General features: G+C 68.2%; 11 protein-coding genes. 2 read left to right on the top strand and 9 right to left on the bottom strand.

Annotation, left to right across the window (positions count from 1 at the left end):
- The first annotated feature begins 206 nt into the window (after positions 1-206).
- Entirely contained in the window at positions 207-935 is a 729-nt protein-coding gene (locus F8S13_25530; protein ID KAB8140040.1) for a DUF72 domain-containing protein, read from the top strand.
- Between the two features lie 1,093 nt (positions 936-2,028).
- Here F8S13_25530 and F8S13_25525 read toward each other — a convergent pair.
- The 8 genes from F8S13_25525 to F8S13_25490 form a co-directional block, all read right to left on the bottom strand.
- Positions 2,029-3,870 (bottom strand): hypothetical protein, encoded by a 1,842-nt coding sequence (locus tag F8S13_25525; protein KAB8140039.1) that lies wholly within the window; start codon positions 3,868-3,870, stop codon positions 2,029-2,031.
- Between the two features lie 12 nt (positions 3,871-3,882).
- The gene (locus F8S13_25520) at positions 3,883-5,691 is read right to left on the bottom strand and encodes a DUF2264 domain-containing protein (protein KAB8140038.1); all 1,809 of its coding nucleotides are present in this window, start codon (positions 5,689-5,691) and stop codon (positions 3,883-3,885) included.
- Positions 5,692-5,702: 11 nt separating this feature from the next.
- Positions 5,703-6,566 (bottom strand): carbohydrate ABC transporter permease, encoded by an 864-nt coding sequence (locus F8S13_25515; protein ID KAB8140080.1) that lies wholly within the window; start codon positions 6,564-6,566, stop codon positions 5,703-5,705.
- A gap of 43 nt (positions 6,567-6,609) precedes the next feature.
- Entirely contained in the window at positions 6,610-7,539 is a 930-nt protein-coding gene (locus F8S13_25510; protein KAB8140037.1) for a sugar ABC transporter permease, read from the bottom strand.
- Between the two features lie 87 nt (positions 7,540-7,626).
- Positions 7,627-8,931 carry a sugar ABC transporter substrate-binding protein gene (locus tag F8S13_25505; GenBank protein KAB8140079.1) on the bottom strand — a complete coding sequence of 435 codons (1,305 nt, stop codon included), beginning with the start codon at positions 8,929-8,931 and terminating at the stop codon, positions 7,627-7,629.
- A gap of 159 nt (positions 8,932-9,090) precedes the next feature.
- On the bottom strand, positions 9,091-9,855 hold the full coding sequence (gene kduD / locus F8S13_25500; protein ID KAB8140036.1) for a 2-dehydro-3-deoxy-D-gluconate 5-dehydrogenase KduD: 765 nt from the start codon (positions 9,853-9,855) through the stop codon (positions 9,091-9,093).
- Positions 9,856-9,865: 10 nt separating this feature from the next.
- Positions 9,866-10,684, bottom strand: coding sequence for a 5-deoxy-glucuronate isomerase (gene iolB / locus F8S13_25495; protein KAB8140035.1), 819 nt, complete (start codon positions 10,682-10,684; stop codon positions 9,866-9,868).
- A 27-nt stretch (positions 10,685-10,711) separates the two neighbouring features.
- Complete coding sequence (locus tag F8S13_25490) at positions 10,712-11,947, bottom strand: glucuronyl hydrolase (GenBank protein ID KAB8140034.1); 1,236 nt, start codon at positions 11,945-11,947, stop codon at positions 10,712-10,714.
- A 266-nt stretch (positions 11,948-12,213) separates the two neighbouring features.
- Between F8S13_25490 and F8S13_25485 the strand changes: the two genes are divergently transcribed.
- Positions 12,214-13,233, top strand: a complete 1,020-nt coding sequence (locus F8S13_25485) for a LacI family transcriptional regulator (protein KAB8140033.1) — start codon at positions 12,214-12,216, stop codon at positions 13,231-13,233.
- Positions 13,234-13,306: 73 nt separating this feature from the next.
- On the opposite strand, the gene F8S13_25480 is transcribed toward F8S13_25485, so the two are convergent.
- Positions 13,307-15,235, bottom strand: coding sequence for a PhoX family phosphatase (locus tag F8S13_25480; GenBank protein ID KAB8140032.1), 1,929 nt, complete (start codon positions 15,233-15,235; stop codon positions 13,307-13,309).
- Between the last annotated feature and the right edge of the window lie 39 nt (positions 15,236-15,274).

Below are 15,274 nucleotides of genomic sequence, written 5' to 3'. Positions count from 1 at the left end.
TCGCAAGAAATACGACCTAAGGTTGAATAAATCTCGCCCTGCTCATTCTTTCAATGGAAAACCACTCGGTCAGAAGATCGACGCGCAGATCAACCTTCTGGCCCAGAGGCAGCGCGCCGAAAAACGCCGAGGGGAGAGAGGTGCTCTGGCAAAAACCTTGCATGCTAGGCACGCAGGGCCAGGCGAGCATGGAAAGCGAGCAGCGCATGACGATCCATATCGGCACATCGGGGTGGAGCTACGCGCACTGGGATGGGGTGCTCTACCCGCACGGCAGCGCGCCGCGCGAGCGGCTGGGCTACTATACCCAGCGCTTCCAGACCGTCGAGGTGAACAGCACCTACTACCGCTGGCCCGCCGACGCGACCTTCGCGCACTGGCGGCGGCGGCTGGCCCCACCCTTCCGCCTGACGGTCAAGGCCCCGCGCGGGCTGAGCCACGGGGCGCGGCTGTACGCGCCCGAGGCCTGGATCGCCCGCATCGAGCGGAGCCTGGGGCTGCTGGGCGACACGCTCGGCGTGCTGCTGGTGCAGCTGCCGCCGGACATGGCCTGCGACCACGCGCGGCTCCGCTACTTTCTCCAGCGCCTGCCGCCCGGCCTGCGGGTGGCGATGGAGCTGCGCCACGCCAGCTGGCACACCCAGGCGGTGTTCGATCTGCTAGAGCGGCACGGCGCGGCCTACTGCGTGATGAGCGGCGCGCAGCTGCCCTGCGTCCTGCGGGCGACGGCGGCCTTCGTCTACGCGCGGCTGCACGGGCCGGATACGCAGCATATGTACGCGGGGTCGTACAGCGACGCCGACCTACACTGGTGGGCCGAGCGGCTGCGCGAGTGGGAGGCGCAGGGTCGCGAGGTGTTCGTCTACTTCAACAACGATGGCGATGGCAACGCGGTGCGCAACGCGCTGACGCTGCGGGCGATTGTGGGGCGCTAGGGCTACGCAGGGCCGGCTGGTGTCGCTTTTGCGGCTTTATAAGGCGTTTTTGGTAAAAATGCGCGGTGCCGTCGGGGCGGATTGGGTAGGCTTTCGTTGATGGTGGTTTCTCGTGGTTGCTGGGTGGATGCCCCTCACATGGTGTCACTTTTTCGAGGTGTTTCCCATCAGCGATAACGGTGGTACGTATTCGGTGGGTGCATGCCCTGTGCGGGCGGCACCAAGGGCTCCGCGCCCTTGGAACCCCGCCAGGGGCGTTGCCCCTTGGAACCCCAATTTGTAGCATTCCTATGCCGAAATCAAGCAGCTGGTGTTCGTGCATATGGCCATTAAGACGTTAGCAGCACCTTCGCCGCATGGGCCGGGTGGATGAGATTCTCAATCTCTCATGCGGTGCATAGCTTGGCACGCGTTCTTTCGTCATTTGCCGCATCGAGAAGCCCCGCACAAAAACGTGACACCTGTTAAGGGCATCGCCCCTTGGAACCCCAATTTGAGGCGTTCCGATGCTGTTTTCCTGGCGGCTGATGTTCGTGCATATGGCCAGCAAAACACTATCGGCACCTTCGCCGCATGGGCCGGGTGAATGAGATTTTTGATCTTACGTACCGTGCATGGCTTGGCACCCCGGATCGCCCCATCTGCCGCATCCCAATGCACCGCCCGCAAAAGTGACACCAGGTGAGGGCGTTGTCCCTTGGAACCCCAATTTGTAGCATTCCTATGCCGAAATCAAGCAGCTGGTGTTCGTGCATATGGCCATCAAAACACTATCGGCACCTTCGCCGCATGGGCCGGGTGGGTACGGTTTGCCCTGCGCGGTTCCCGCGCATGGGTTGGAGCGCGATTTTGCTTCATGTGCCGCATCCAAGCGCGTGCCGCACCAGCGACGAAATCATTGATGTAGGGGCGGGTCTGGTGCCCGCCCGCACCGCGTTTCATCGACAACATCGAATACCTCGGCGATGGGTGCGATGCGGGCGACGCATCGCAATGGGGCGGGGATAAAACCCGCCCCTACACCCATTGTGTTCATCGGGTCGAAGGCGAGGCAACGCGGCGTGAGGCGCATCGCCGCGATCATCAAACAAGATCAGGCGAGTCGGCAGGCAAACTGGAAGCGCGCATCCACCGCCGCGCCCGCGCCCTGGGCCAGCAGCCGCAAGATGAAGACCGTGATCGGCTGGCCCTGGTGGGTGTGGGTGGCCAGCTCCTCCACGCTGGGCGCGAACAGGCCCGCATCAAAATGCATAGTCACATCGCCGCGCTCGCCCGACCAGGTGGCGCAGCCCTCGCTCAGCGCGGGGCGGCGCAGGCTCACGAAGCGCTCCTCTAGCGCGGCGGGCGGCTGGGCGAAGTCGAAGCAGTCGGCCAGATCGAGCGTGGCCGCGCCGCCGCTGGCCGTCCACCCAAAGCTGCGGGTGAAGGCGCGCAGCGTCGGGTCGTCGTAGGCGCTGGTCAGGTCGAGCGCGAGCCGCAGGCCGTCGGGGTGCGGCTCGCAGGCCAGCACGTGGGCGGCGTGGGCGCGGCCCGCCCGCTGGGGCTGGCCGTTCAGCAGCGGCAGCGAGTGGCCGTGCGAGCCGGTGTGCAGGTGCTCGTAGCGCTGCTCGCGGAAGTACTGGCGGGTGTAGACGCCCGCGCCCAGGTCGGCCAGCAGGCTCTCGCCGCCCACGTGGATGAGGAAGTGTCCCAGGTCGTTATGGTTGTGCGGCTCGTCGTTGTGCCCGCCCTTGGCCGAGAAGGCCAGCACCTCCCCGCCGACCACGCGCCGATCCACCACCCAGGCCAGATCGGGCAGGAAGAACGTGCCGCTGCCCACCGGCGCGTGCAGCGCGGCGGGGTCGGTCCACAGCAGGTCGCGGGTGGTGTTGCCCCAGCGGAAGATATGGTCGTGGGCCAGGGTCGGCTCGGCTAGGGCGGGCATGGGCGTGGCGAAGCGGGCGGCCAGGTAGGAGCCGAGGCCGGGGTGGATGGCCACGCGCGGGTCGGCGTCGGAGTAGTTGACCGCCGCGTCGCCGCCCAGGCTGACCGCGCCGGGGAAAGCCGCGATCTGGCGCAGTTTCTGGCCCTGCATCAGATCGAGCGCGCCGCCGGTGAACTGGCGCAGCGCGTCGGCGAAGTAGGTGTAGAAGCCAAACCCATAGGCCCAGTAGCCGATGCCCTCGGCGCAGCCGCCATCATCCCCAAAGCCCTCTAGGAAGCACTCCAGGGCGCGAACCACGCGGTCGACCATGCCCGCCAGCCGCTCGCGGTCGTCCTCCAGCACTAGGGCGGCCATGCCCGCGCAGCCGCCGCACACCGCCGCCCAGTTGATCGGCTCCCACTCCCACTTGAAGTGGTGGGGGTCGTGGAACAGCGGCTGGAACACGCGCTGCTCGACCTCGGCGCGGATGCGGTAGTGCAGCCAGGGGTCGAGCCGCTCGCCCAGCAGGGCCAGCACCTCGGCCAGGGCGTGGGCGGTGTGCGCGGCGAATAGGTCCACCACCTGCTCGGGCGGGGTGCGGCTGGCCCGTGCCTCGTCTGGCCCCAGCGGCAGATGGGCGGGCAGCGCCCACGAGTACTCGCCGCAGATCTCCCACAGCAGGTCGGCCAGGGCGGGCAGGGGCGTGTCGTCGCCATCCACCGCCGCCGCGAGCGACAGGCCCAGCAGCCGCCTGCGCCTGTCGAAGTAGGCCCGCTCGAAGGCGGCGCGGTCGCCGCTCTGGCCGAAGCGGCGGAACAGCTCGAAGCCCAGCGGCTCGGGCGGCTCGGCCTGGGCGCGGGCCGACTCGGCGCGGATGTCGGCCAGCAGCGCGCGCAGGTGCGGGGCCGCGCGGATGGTACGCAGCCGCGCCCCATCGCACAGGGCGTCGAGCGGGAAGCCCTGCGGGCGCGGGGGGGCATCCAGGATGGCCGCGCGGATGGCGCGGAAGCTGGGCATGGGCGGGTTGGGCATCGCAGCGCCTTTCTAGGCATCCACCAGATCGGCCAGCCATTCGGGCAGGGCGGGCGGGCTGGCCCAGGCGGCATCCCAGGCGGGCAGGCTGGGGTCGGCCAGCACCGCGCAGGCTAGCCAGTGCACGCCAGGCTCGTGCTGGGCCAGCAGGCTGGGCAGCACGGTGCGCGGGCGCAGCAGGTTGGTGTTGGGGTCGACACGCAGCACACGGCCCTCGCGCGGGGCCAGCAGGTCGCGCAGGCCGCTGCCACCCGCCGGGTAGCGCGAGCAGGCCATGCCTGGGGCGGCGCGGTCGTCGGCGGCGCGGGCCAGCGGGTCGTCGCCGGTGCGGTCGAGCGCGAAGCCGCCCTCGGCGCTCCACAGCGGGCGCTCGGTGCGCAGGCGGTGCAGGCGCATGTGCCACGGCCCCGCCGGGATCAGCCAGGTCTCCACCTCCACCCCTGGCATAGGCCGCCAGCGGGCGTAGAGCGCGCCGCGCTCGGCGCGGGCCTCCAGGGTGCGCTCGCGCACGCGGTAGCACTCGCCGTCGTCGCTGAGCGCCAGCATGCTGTCGGCGGCGGCCTGGTTCAGCCCGCGCCGCCCGATCGGCACGCTGAAGCCAAAGGCGGTGGAGTAGGCAAACTTGCTGTACTTCTCGCCCGCGTGGCGGATCCACGGCTCGTGCTGGCCGCTGGTGAGTGCCACCACATTGCGGCCATCCGCGTCGCGGCACAGCAGCATGGCGGCCTCGGGCTGGGGCATCACGGCGGGCAGGGCGGGCATGTCCTGCTCCTCGGCCTGCCAGAACGGGTGGGACTCGGGCAGGGCCAGCGGCAGGAAGAACTTCATGGCCCAGTAGGGCGAGCCGGGTGAGTTGTACTGCTCGGCCATGTTCAGGTTGGGGTAGGCGTAGCCGATCGAGAGCGTGCCGTCGGGCTGGAAGATCGGCTGCCTAGCCCACCAGCGCATGTGGCGCAGCCATAGCCCCTTCAGCACGCCCCAGGGCAGCGCCTCCACGCCAGCGAAGGCCAGCGCGCCCCAGAACGCCCCCTGCGAGAAGCGGTAGGTGAGGCTGCGGCCAAACGGCAGGGCCGCGCCCTCGGCGTCGAACCAGCCCACGAACTGCTGGGCGAACAGCGCGGCCCGCTCGCGGAAGCGCCGCGCCCGCTCGGGGTCGCGCTCGCCCTCCAGGGCAGCGTAGATCAGGCCGTAGTAGTGGAAGGCGAAGGGGATGTAGTAGTCGCGCTGCTCGTTGTTGCCGTCGGAGTACCAGCCATCGCCCAGGTAGAACGCTTCCAGCCGGTCGAGCGCGGCGCGCTGGCCCGCCGCGTCGTGCGGCTCGCCCACGCGGGCCAGGCCCATGTTCACCAGCACGCGGAAGAACAGCCAGTTGCTGTCCACCACCTCCTCGCGGTTGATCGCGCCCAGCCAGGTGGCCAGGCTGCTGCGCTCGGCGGGGGCCAGCGGCTCCCACGTGTGCTCGGGCGCGAGCGCCAGCGCCAGCCCGATGGCGGCCATCTCCACCAGCCGCTGGTTGCGGCCCTCGGCCTGGCCCCAGAACTCGGGGTGCTGCGGGTCGCTGCCGCTGGCCAGGCCGCGCCGGTAGAGCGGCCAGTGGGCAAAGGCCCCGCCGCCAGCGGCCAGCGGCACCAGGCCCCACAGGGGCCGCGCGAAGCCCTCAAGCTGGGCGGCGTGGTCGTCGAATAGGGCGGAGGTCGCGCCCAGCCGCAGCCGCGCGCCCCCAGGGCTGAAGTGCGGCGCCAGCGGCTCGAACAGGGCGCGGGCCGCTTCCTGCAGGTCGGCGCGGCTGCGCAGCGGGTTGGCGATCAGTGGGTTCTCCATGGGTGCACTTTCTAGCCCTTGATGCCCGTCGAGGCGATGCCCTCGACAAAGAAGCGCTGGAAGCTGAGGAACAGGATGACGACCGGCACCAGCGACACCAGCGAGGCCGCCATGATCAGGGCGTAGTCCGCCGAGTACTGCTGGATGAACAGGCGCAGGCCAAGCTGGATGGTCTTCTTGGCCTCGGTGTTCAGGTAGATCAGCGGCCCCATGAAGTCGTTCCACACACCCACGAAGGTGAAGATCGTGAGCGTGGCCAGCGCGGGCTTCGAGAGCGGCAGCATGATCCGGAAGTAGATGCCGTACTCGTTCAGGCCGTCGATCCGCGCGGCGTCGCTCAGGTCGTTGGGGATGCTGATGAAGAACTGGCGCAGCAGGAACACGCCGAACGCCGAGAAGGCCTGCAGCAGGATCAGCGCCATGTGGGTGTCCACCAGGTCCAGCCGCCGCATCATGATGAACTGCGGCACCATGTAGACCTGCCAGGGGATGGCGATGCTGGCGATATAGCCCAGGAACAGCAGGTCGCGCCCGCGAAAATCGAGCTTGGCGAAGGCGTAGGCCGCAAAGCTGCTGGTGGCCAGCTGCAGGAAGGTGATGATCACCGTGAGCTTGGCGGTGTTGGCGAAAAAGGTCAGGAACGGGATGCGCGTCCAGATCAGGGCGTAGTTGCCCCACTGCGGCGCGGCGGGGATCCACTCGATCGGGAAGCGGAACACATCCTTGTCGAGCTTCAGCGAGGCCGACAGCATCCACAGGAAGGGCAGCAGCATCACCGCCGTCATGGCCAGCAGCAGGGCGTAGGTCAGCACCTTCAGCGCTATAGCCCGCGCCCGCTGCGAGGCGTGGTCCCTGGGCTGCGGGGCGGCGTGCATGGGTAGGCTGCTCATGTCTCTCTCCTTGCGCGGCGACCGCCCGCTACATATAGTTGACCCAGCGCCGCTCCATGCGGAACTGGATGATCGTTATGACCAGCACGATCACGAACAGCACCATGGCGATCGCGCTTGAGTAGCCGTAGCGGAACTCTTTGAAGGCCATGTTGTAGGTGTGCACCACCAGCACGTTGGTGGCGCGGCCCGGGCCGCCGCCCGTCATCACCAGGATCAGGTCGAAGACCTTGAACGAGGCGATGGTGAGCATGATGCTGACAAAGAACGTGGTGGGCGTGAGCATGGGCAGGGTAATGTAGCGAAAGCGCTGCCACGAGTTCGCGCCGTCGATCTCGGCGGCCTCGTAGAGGTAGGAGGGGATGCCCTGGAGCGCGGCCAGGTAGAGCACCATGTAGTAGCCCATGCCCTTCCAGACGCTAGCCATGATCACCGTGGGCATGGCCCAGTCCACCGAGGCGGTCCAGCGCGGCGGCTTGTCCACGCCCAGCGCGCTCAGCAGCTGGTTCACCGGCCCCATGGCGGGGTGAAAGATCATATTCCAGACCACCGCCACCGCCACCAGCGAGGCCACGTAGGGGAAGAAGAAGGTGGTGCGGAAGAAGTCGCGGCCCCGCAGCGGCTGGTTGAGCAGCAGCGCCAGGCCCAGCGCCGCAGCCATGGTCAGCGGCACGGTGAAGGCCACATAGTAGAGCGTGTTGATCAGCGAGATGCGGAAGGTCTCATCCTTCAGCATGTCGGCGAAGTTGGACAGCCCGGCCCAGGTGATCGCGCCCGCGCCATCCCAGTGCATAAACGCCAGCACCAGCGAGAAGACCATGGGGATGAGGGTGAAGATCGCAAAGCCCAGGAAGTTGGGCAAGATGAAGGAGTAGGCCACCAGCTCGCGCTTGAGCCGGCTGTGCCGCGCGCTGCTGCTGAGCGACTGCGCTCGGTTGCTCCATTGCGTGCTGCTCATACGTAGATGCCCCTTTCGATAGGCTTCGGCCTGCCGGGCCGGGTGGGGCCGCACCCCCGCAGCGTGGCGGGGGCGCGGCGGGCGGCGCTACTTGGCCAGCGCCTCGGAGACACGGCGGGTCATCTCGGCCAGGCCCTCATCCACCGGCACCGAGCCGGTCATGATCAGCTCGTGCTCCTCGTTGAGGATCTGCTCGACCGCGCTGACCTTGGGGTTCATCGGCAGCTCCAGGCGCACCGTGGTGGTCTGCAGGGCCTCATCGATGCCAGCGGGCATGCCATCCAGCGCGGCGTAGGCCTTCAGGGCCTCGTCGGTGCGCAGGGCGGGCAGGTTGCCGGTGGATGCCAGCACCTTCGCGCCCTCGGCCCCGCTGTAGAACTTGATGAAGTCCCACGCGGCGTCCTGGTGCTTCGAGCTGGCGTTGATCGCCAGCGAGGTGAGTGTGCCAGCGGTGGTGCCAGCGGCCACACCCTCGGGGTGGGGGTATTTGGCCACGCCCCAGTTGAACGTAGCCTCGCCAGCGGCCTTGGCCTTGATCATGGTGCCCACGAACCACGAGCCCATGGGAAGCATGGCCACCTGCTGGTTTTTGAACACGCCCGAGTAGTGCACGTTGCCCGCCTTCAGCGAGCCGAAGTCCATGATGATGCCATCATCCTGCATCTTCACCACCATATCGTACATCGGCTTCATAAAGCTGTAGTCGGTGGTGATGATCGAGTTTTTGCCATCCTGCACGGTGGGCAGCTCCACGGTCGAGCGCCAGGTGTGGTAGTGGGTGCCGTAGACCTTGTCGCTGCCGCTGCCACTGGTCATCTTGCGGGCCAGCTCGTCGTACTGCGCCCAGGTCATGTCGTTGGTGGGGTAGGCGACTCCGGCCTTGTCGAACAGATCCTTGTTGTAGTACAGCACCCAGATGTCGCTGCGGAAGGGCATGGCGTAGAGCTTGCCCTCGTAGGTCAGCTCGTCGGTCGCGCCGTTGTAGGCCTTCAGATCCAGCTTGTCGGCCTCGATGTAGCTGTTCAGCGGCACGATCTGGTTGCGGGTGAGCATGGCCGAGTAGCCCGGGGTGTCCTTCACGGTGATGATGTCGGTGTCATCGCCGCCGGACAGCATGATGTTGACCTTGTCCTGGTACTCCGCCGAGGAGACCTCGACCAGCTCGATCTTGACGTTGGGGTTCTTGGCCTCGTAGGCGTCGATCACCGCGTTCCAGTAGGGCGTGGTGGCGATGTCCCAGGCGGTCATCTTCAGGGTCACCTGCTCGCCGCTGGCGGCGGGGGCCTCGCCTGCGGTGGTGGCTGCGGGCGCGGCGGTGGCGGCGTCGCCTGCGGCGGGGGCCGCGGTGGTGCCTGCGGCGGGCGTGGTGCCGCAGGCCGCCAGGGTGGCCATCAGCATGGCCGTCAGGGGGAAAGCAAACATTTTCTTCACAGCAAACCTCCGTGTTGGCGTCTCTGCCAAGCTGTCTATCGGCGTCCTTGGGTCAGGACAGGTTGTCTCGTCGCTGAATGATGCTCCGTTGCGTCGTGTGGTACATCTGCTGCGTTCGGCCTAGCGGGCTAGCCACCCCCCATCCACGGGCACGATCGCGCCGTGCAGGTAGCGCGCCGCATCCGAGGCCAGGAACACCGCCGCGCCCTGCAGATCATCCGGCTCGCCCCATCGCCCGGCGGGGATGCGCTCCAGGATGGACCGCGAGCGCGCCGCGTCGGCCTGGAGCGCGGCGGTGTTGTCGGTGGCCATGTAGCCCGGGGCGATAGCGTTCACGTTGATGCCGTGGGCCGCCCACTCGTTGGCCAGGGCGCGGGTCAGGCCGGCCACGCCGCTCTTGGCGGCGGCGTAGGCGGGCACGCACACCCCGCCCTGGTAGGAGAGCATGGAGGCGATGTGGATGATCTTGCCGCCGCCGCGCCGCAGCATGGCCCGCGCCGCCGCCTGCGAGAGGAAGAACAGCGCCTTCAGGTTCACCTGCGTCACATCGTCCCAGTCCTGCTCGGTGAAGTCGAGCGCGTCGGCGCGGCGGATGATCCCGGCGTTGTTCACCAGGATGTCCAGCCCGCCCAGCGCGTCCTCGGCCTGGGCCACGGCGGCGGCCAGCTCGGCCACGCTGGCGGTGGCCAGATCGCAGCGCAGGCTGGCGCAGCGCCGCCCCAGCGCCTCGATCTGCGCCCGCGTCTCCGCCGCATCCGAGCGGTCGAGCGTGGCGATGTCGGCCCCGGCCTCGGCCAGGGCCAGCGCCAGCGCCCGCCCCAGCCCACGCGTGGAGCCGGTGACCAGGGCCACGCGGCCATCCAGCCGAAACGAATCGAGGATCATCGCATGCCTCCTAGTGGCCCAGCTGCTTGAGCATCGGCACGGTGCGGCTCACCCAGCTGGTGCTGGCCTCCTCCACCGCGCCCTGCACGCGCTGGTTGCCCGCCAGGAACCACAGGTAGTAGGTGGTGTAGCCGGGGGCGCTCACCACGGTGTGGTAGCCGCGCGGCATCATGTGGATGCTGTTGTCGCGGATGGTGAAGTTCTCCTCCTCGCCCTCCTCGTTGTAGTAGTGGCAGATGCCGTAGCCGTCGGCGGGGTTCACCTTGAAGTAGTACATCTCCTCGTGGAAGGCCTCCAGCGGCAGGTTGTCCTCCTGGTGCTTGTGGGGCGGGAAGGTGCTCCAGTTGCCGGGGGGCGTGAAGGTCTCGCCCACGATCAGGCGGCGAGCGGGCAGCTCGGGCTGCGAGGCCAGCGTGAGGATCTGGTGGTAGGGCCGCGAGAAGTTGGCCGCGCCCCACACGCCGTTGGCCACCTGGGCGGGCGCGATCACGTATGGATCGGTCGCAAGGTCGCTGGGCGCGCTGGGCATGGCGATCTCGACCGCGCCCTCGGCCTCGATGGCGTACGACGCGCCCGCCGGGATGTAGACCGAGTGGGGCTTGCCCGCAAAAACGTTGGGCCGCGCGCCGATCTTCTCGAAGCGCTGTCCATTCACCGTAAAGGTCGCCTTCCCGCCCAAGATCACCGCCAGGTACTCGCGGTCGCCCGCCTCGCCCGCGTGGCGCTGGCCGGGGGCCAGGCGCAGCACGCCGAAGTCGAGCAGCGAGCAGGGGTTGTAGGGCAGGGTGGTCAGGCCGGGGTCGGCGGTGAGCCGCGCGTGATATTTCATGGTGGGTCTTCCTTTCAGGCTACGGCGCTACCAGTAGAGCTGCCAGTCGGGCTTCGCCGCGCGCATCAGGGCTTCCATATAGAAGTAGTCGCCCCACAGGCAGCCCTCGTCCACGCCCACCGACTTGGGCTTGTCGTAGACGGCGTGCAGCAGCAGGGCGTTCGACTCGCTGGGGCCGCGCGGGGCGTAGCGCTCGGCCAGCGAGGCCAGCATGGCGTCGGCGGCATCCGCGTAGCGCTGCCGCCGCTCGCCCTCGGGCAGCCAGCGGGCCAGCTCGCCCAGGCCGCACGCGGCGATGGCCGCCGCCGAGCTGTCGCGCTCCTCGCCGCTGCCGTCGGCCAGCGCCATGTCCCAGTAGGGCACGCTGTCCTCGGGCAGGTGGGCCAGGAAGTAGTCGGCGCAGCGCTCGGCGGCGCGCAGCAGGCTGGCATCCTGGGTGGAGCGGTAGTTCAGCGCGAAGCCGTAGATGCCCCAGGCCTGCCCGCGCGCCCAGCACGACTCGTCGGCGTAGCCCTGCTCGGTGCGCCCGCGCAGCGGCGCGCCGCTCTCGGCATCCCAGTAGAAGGTGTGGTAGGTGGTGCTGTCGGGCCGGATGATGTGGTCGCGCAGCTGGGCGGCGTGGCGGTGGGCCGCCTCGGCGTAGCGCGGGTCGCCGGTCTGCTCGCTGGCCCAGTAGAGCAGCGGCATATTCATCAGGCTGTCGATGATCGTGCGCCCGCGCTGCTCGGGGTTGGCCAGGTAGCCCCAGGCCTGAAAGATACCCGCAGGCTCTAGGAAGCGCAGCATCAGCGCATCGGCGGCCAGCAGCGCGGCCTGCCGCGCCGGGGCGTGGCCCAGCAGCCGCCAGGGCGCCACGCACGAGAGCGTGTAGAGAAAGCCGATGTCGTGGGTGTCGAGGTCGATCTTCTGCTCGACCCGCTCGGCGAAGCTGGCGATGTGGCGCTCGGCGGCGGCGCGGTAGGCGGCCTGGCCGGTCAGCTCGTAGGCCAGCCAGAGGATGCCCGGCCAGAAGCTGGTGGTCCAGCCCACGTTGGCCCCCGGCGCGGCCCAGCCGCGCTGGCGCGGGTGGTAGAAGCTGCGCAGCGTGGTGTCATCTGGGTAGAGCGTGGCAAAGTCGATGCGGTTGGCGTCGATTATGGCGAGGGCGCGGCGCACGGCGTCGGTAGATACGCTGGCGACAACCCCTGGTGGCGGCGTCGGCTGGGGCACATTCAGCTCCTTTGCTGCGTCGATGCGGGCTTGGCGGCGGGGCTGCAAGTGCATCGAGAAAATTGCTGTGCATTTGCAAAGAATATAGCACGCAGTCACGAGCGTGTCAAGAGCTTTGCAGGCAAAAGTTTTTCGCCTATTTTTAGCAATGCCGCATATCATAGGCCAAAACAAGCATTCAAAGTCGTAGCGGATACCTGAACACACCCCCGATCTTTTGCAAACATACAGAAACTCTATTGCAAAAATTTGCATAGATTGCTATACTATCCGTCAGCAGCAGCCCGCGCCTGGGCCAGGAAACGAGACAGGAACCGCATATGGCCACCGACGACCAGAAAAACGCCAGCCGCCGCATCCAGCAGCGCGAGATCGCCGAGCTGGCTGGCGTGTCGATCAGCACCGTCTCGCGGGTGCTCAGCAGCGCCCCCGGCATCAGCGAGGCCGTGCAGCAGCGCGTGCTGGCCGCCGCCGCGCAGCTGGGCTACCAGCGCGGCACGGCCCGCCCCGCCAGCCGCATCCAGAACATCACCCTGCTCACCAGCCTGCAGCTCGCACCGGGGCTGGACCCCTTCCACGCCGCCGTGCTGAGCGGGGTGGAGCAGGCCGCCGCCCAAGAGGGCCTGCACCTGAGCTACGCCAGCGTGGGCGGCCCCGACAGCACGCTCGACCGCCTGCGCCAGAACGCGGTGGATGGCCTGCTGCTGCTCTCGATCGACGAGCCAGAGCTGATCGACCAGATCACCGCGCTGGCCCTGCCCACCGTGATGATCAATGTGGACCACCGCGAGCTGCCGATCGACGCGTTCCTGCCCGACAACCGCCTGGGCGCGCTGCTGGCCATGCGCCACCTGATCGCCTGCGGGCACCGCCGCATCCTGCACATCACCTCGCTGCAGCGCCGCACCATCCGCCGCCGGGCCGAGGCCTACCAGGTAGCCCTGGCCGAGGCGGGCATCGCCTACGACCCCCAGCTGGTGCTGGACATCCCGATCAACGCCGAGTCGAGCTACGAGGCCATGCGCCAGCGCCTGGCCAAAAAGCAGCTGGATTTCACCGCCGTGTTCTGCGCCAACGACCTGGCGGCCATGGGCGTGATGCGGGCCGTGCAGGAGGCTGGGCTGCGCATCCCGCATGATCTGTCGGTGGTGGGGTTCGACGACATCGCCACCTCGGCCTACCTCTCGCCGCCGCTCACCACCGTGCGCATCGAGGCCGCCGAGCTGGCCGCGCTGGCGGTGCGCCGCCTGATCGAGCGTGCCGCCGCGCCCGAGCGCACCTCCATCCGCGTGTCGCTGGCCTGCCGCCTGATCGAGCGCCAGTCGGTGGCGCGCATCTAGCCGCGCGGCGCACGATACAAAAAAGCACCGCAGGGGAACAAAATCCCCTGCGGTGCTTTGTCGAAGCCGATACCTAGCGACCGATCACACGGCCATCCCAGGCCCCGATGTAGATCACGCTCGGGCGCGGCAGGCCCACACGGTCGGGCCAGGTGCTAATCGGGTTCTCGAAGGTGCCGCCCTCGCCGGGATGCTGGATGGCCAGGAACAGCGTGCGGTTGTCCGGGCTGAACTCCGGCCCGCACACCTCCGACCCGGTGACGGTGGAGAAGAACTGCTGCACGTGGCCGCGCTCCGCGCCCTGCACCGGCACGGCGAACAGGCCGTCGTTCAGCTTGATGGCGCGCGGCGCGCCGTCGGTGGCGATCCAGGCGTTGCCCGCCAGATCGAAGGCGATGTTGTCGACCGCCCCGATCGGGCTGACCTTGCTCTTATCGAACCCGGCGAAGTAGGTCGAGGGATCCTCGGGCCGACCCGCCAGCAGGAAGATATCCCAGCTGAACGAGGTCGAGGCGTGATCGTTCTTGGCCTCGGTGATCTCGATCACGTGGCCGGTCTCGTTCTTGGCGCGCGGGTTGGCCGTATCGGTGCCGGGCTTGCCCTCGGTGGCGCGGGCGGTGTTGTTGGTGCACACCACGTAGATCTTGCGGTTGGCCGGGTTGCCCTCCACATCCTCGGGGCGGTCCATTTTGGTCGCGCCCAGCGCGTCGGCGGCCTGCCGTGTCTTCACCAGCACATCGCCCTGCGAGCCAAAGCCGTTGGCCTCGGTGAGCGGCCCCTGGCCGTAGACCAGCGGCAGCCACTGGCCGCTGCCGTCGTCGTTGAACTTGGCCACGTAGAGCGTGCCGTCATCCAGCAGGCCCATGTTGGCCGCGCGGTCGTTGGGGTTGTAGCGCCCGCGCGAGACGAACTTGTACACATACTCGAACTGCGCGTCGTCGCCCATGTAGGCTACCACCTGGCCGCTGGGCGCGATCTCGATCGTGGCACCCTCGTGGCGGAAGCGGCCCAGCGCCGTGCGCTTGATCGGCGTCATGGTCGGGTCGTAGGGGTCGATCTCCACCACCCAGCCGAAGCGGAAGGCCTCGTTCGGCTCTTTGGCAAGGTCGAATCGGTCGTAGAACGCCTCCCAGCTGCGCTCGGACGAGCCGGTGGGCAGGCCGTAGCGCTGATGCGCGGCGGCGCGGGGGTCATCCTTGGGCAGCGCGCCCAGGTTGCCGAAGTACTGGTGGAAGTTCTCCTCGCCGCTCAGCACGGTGCCCCAGGGCGTCTTGCCGCCCGCGCAGTTGTTGAGCGTGCCAAGCACCGTGGTGCCCTCGGGGTCGGCGCTGGTGCGCAGCCAGGCGTGGCCAGCCGCCGGGCCGCTCACGCGGTGCGGGGTGTCGCCAGTCACGCGGCGGTTGTACGACGAGCTGCGGCTAGGCATCCAGCTGCCGTCAGCGGCCCGCTGGATCTCCACCACCGACATGCCGTGGGCCTGCACGCACACATCCACATGGGCGCGGGTCGGCTTCTTAGGGTCGTAAGCCGGGAACATCAGCTCCTCGTTGGTGTACTCGTGGTTGACCACCAGCACGCCACGATCCGAGCTTTTCGAGCCGAGCGGCAGGGGCAGGAAGCCGACGAAGTCGCAGTTGTAGCCAAACTGCTTGGCCTGCGCGGCGGGCGTCTGGTGGTAGACATCGTGGTTGGGCGCATCGGCGGTCAGCGGCTCGCCCCAGCGGATGAGCGTGCGCGCGTAGTAGCCCTCGGGCACCCGCACCTCGTCCAGCTTGGGGTCGGTCGGCTTCACCGCAGCGAACTGCAGCCCGCCCCGCTGCGCCGCCTCGATCTCGGCCAGCTCGGGCGCGGTTATGCCCGCGATCAGCGCCGCCGACGAGAGCGCCGCGCCCTTCAGGAACGAGCGTCGGCTGAGCTTCCGCTCTACAATATGCTGAAACGTCTCGCCAGCGCCGTCATTCGAGCGAATCACCCACTTGTCGACTTCGTCGCGACCACCCATCGGTGCAATCTCCTTGTGGCAGTAGGGGCCTGAGTATCG

It is taken from the genome of Chloroflexia bacterium SDU3-3 (assembly GCA_009268125.1).
GTDB lineage: Bacteria > Chloroflexota > Chloroflexia > Chloroflexales > Roseiflexaceae > SDU3-3.
Note: the sequence above shows the minus strand (reverse complement) of the source record. Positions and strands in the feature narration are given on the sequence as shown.

Coding starts and splice junctions, on each gene's coding strand:
- F8S13_25480 (KAB8140032.1), bottom strand. CDS start 15,235: ATGGGTGGTCGCGACGAAGTCGACAAGTGGGTGATTCGCTCGAATGAC.
- F8S13_25485 (KAB8140033.1), top strand. CDS start 12,214: ATGGCCACCGACGACCAGAAAAACGCCAGCCGCCGCATCCAGCAGCGC.
- F8S13_25490 (KAB8140034.1), bottom strand. CDS start 11,947: ATGCACTTGCAGCCCCGCCGCCAAGCCCGCATCGACGCAGCAAAGGAG.
- F8S13_25505 (KAB8140079.1), bottom strand. CDS start 8,931: ATGGCCACCCTGGCGGCCTGCGGCACCACGCCCGCCGCAGGCACCACC.
- kduD (KAB8140036.1), bottom strand. CDS start 9,855: ATGATCCTCGATTCGTTTCGGCTGGATGGCCGCGTGGCCCTGGTCACC.
- F8S13_25515 (KAB8140080.1), bottom strand. CDS start 6,566: ATGCACGCCGCCCCGCAGCCCAGGGACCACGCCTCGCAGCGGGCGCGG.
- F8S13_25530 (KAB8140040.1), top strand. CDS start 207: ATGACGATCCATATCGGCACATCGGGGTGGAGCTACGCGCACTGGGAT.
- F8S13_25520 (KAB8140038.1), bottom strand. CDS start 5,691: ATGGAGAACCCACTGATCGCCAACCCGCTGCGCAGCCGCGCCGACCTG.
- F8S13_25525 (KAB8140039.1), bottom strand. CDS start 3,870: ATGCCCAACCCGCCCATGCCCAGCTTCCGCGCCATCCGCGCGGCCATC.
- F8S13_25510 (KAB8140037.1), bottom strand. CDS start 7,539: ATGAGCAGCACGCAATGGAGCAACCGAGCGCAGTCGCTCAGCAGCAGC.
- iolB (KAB8140035.1), bottom strand. CDS start 10,684: ATGAAATATCACGCGCGGCTCACCGCCGACCCCGGCCTGACCACCCTG.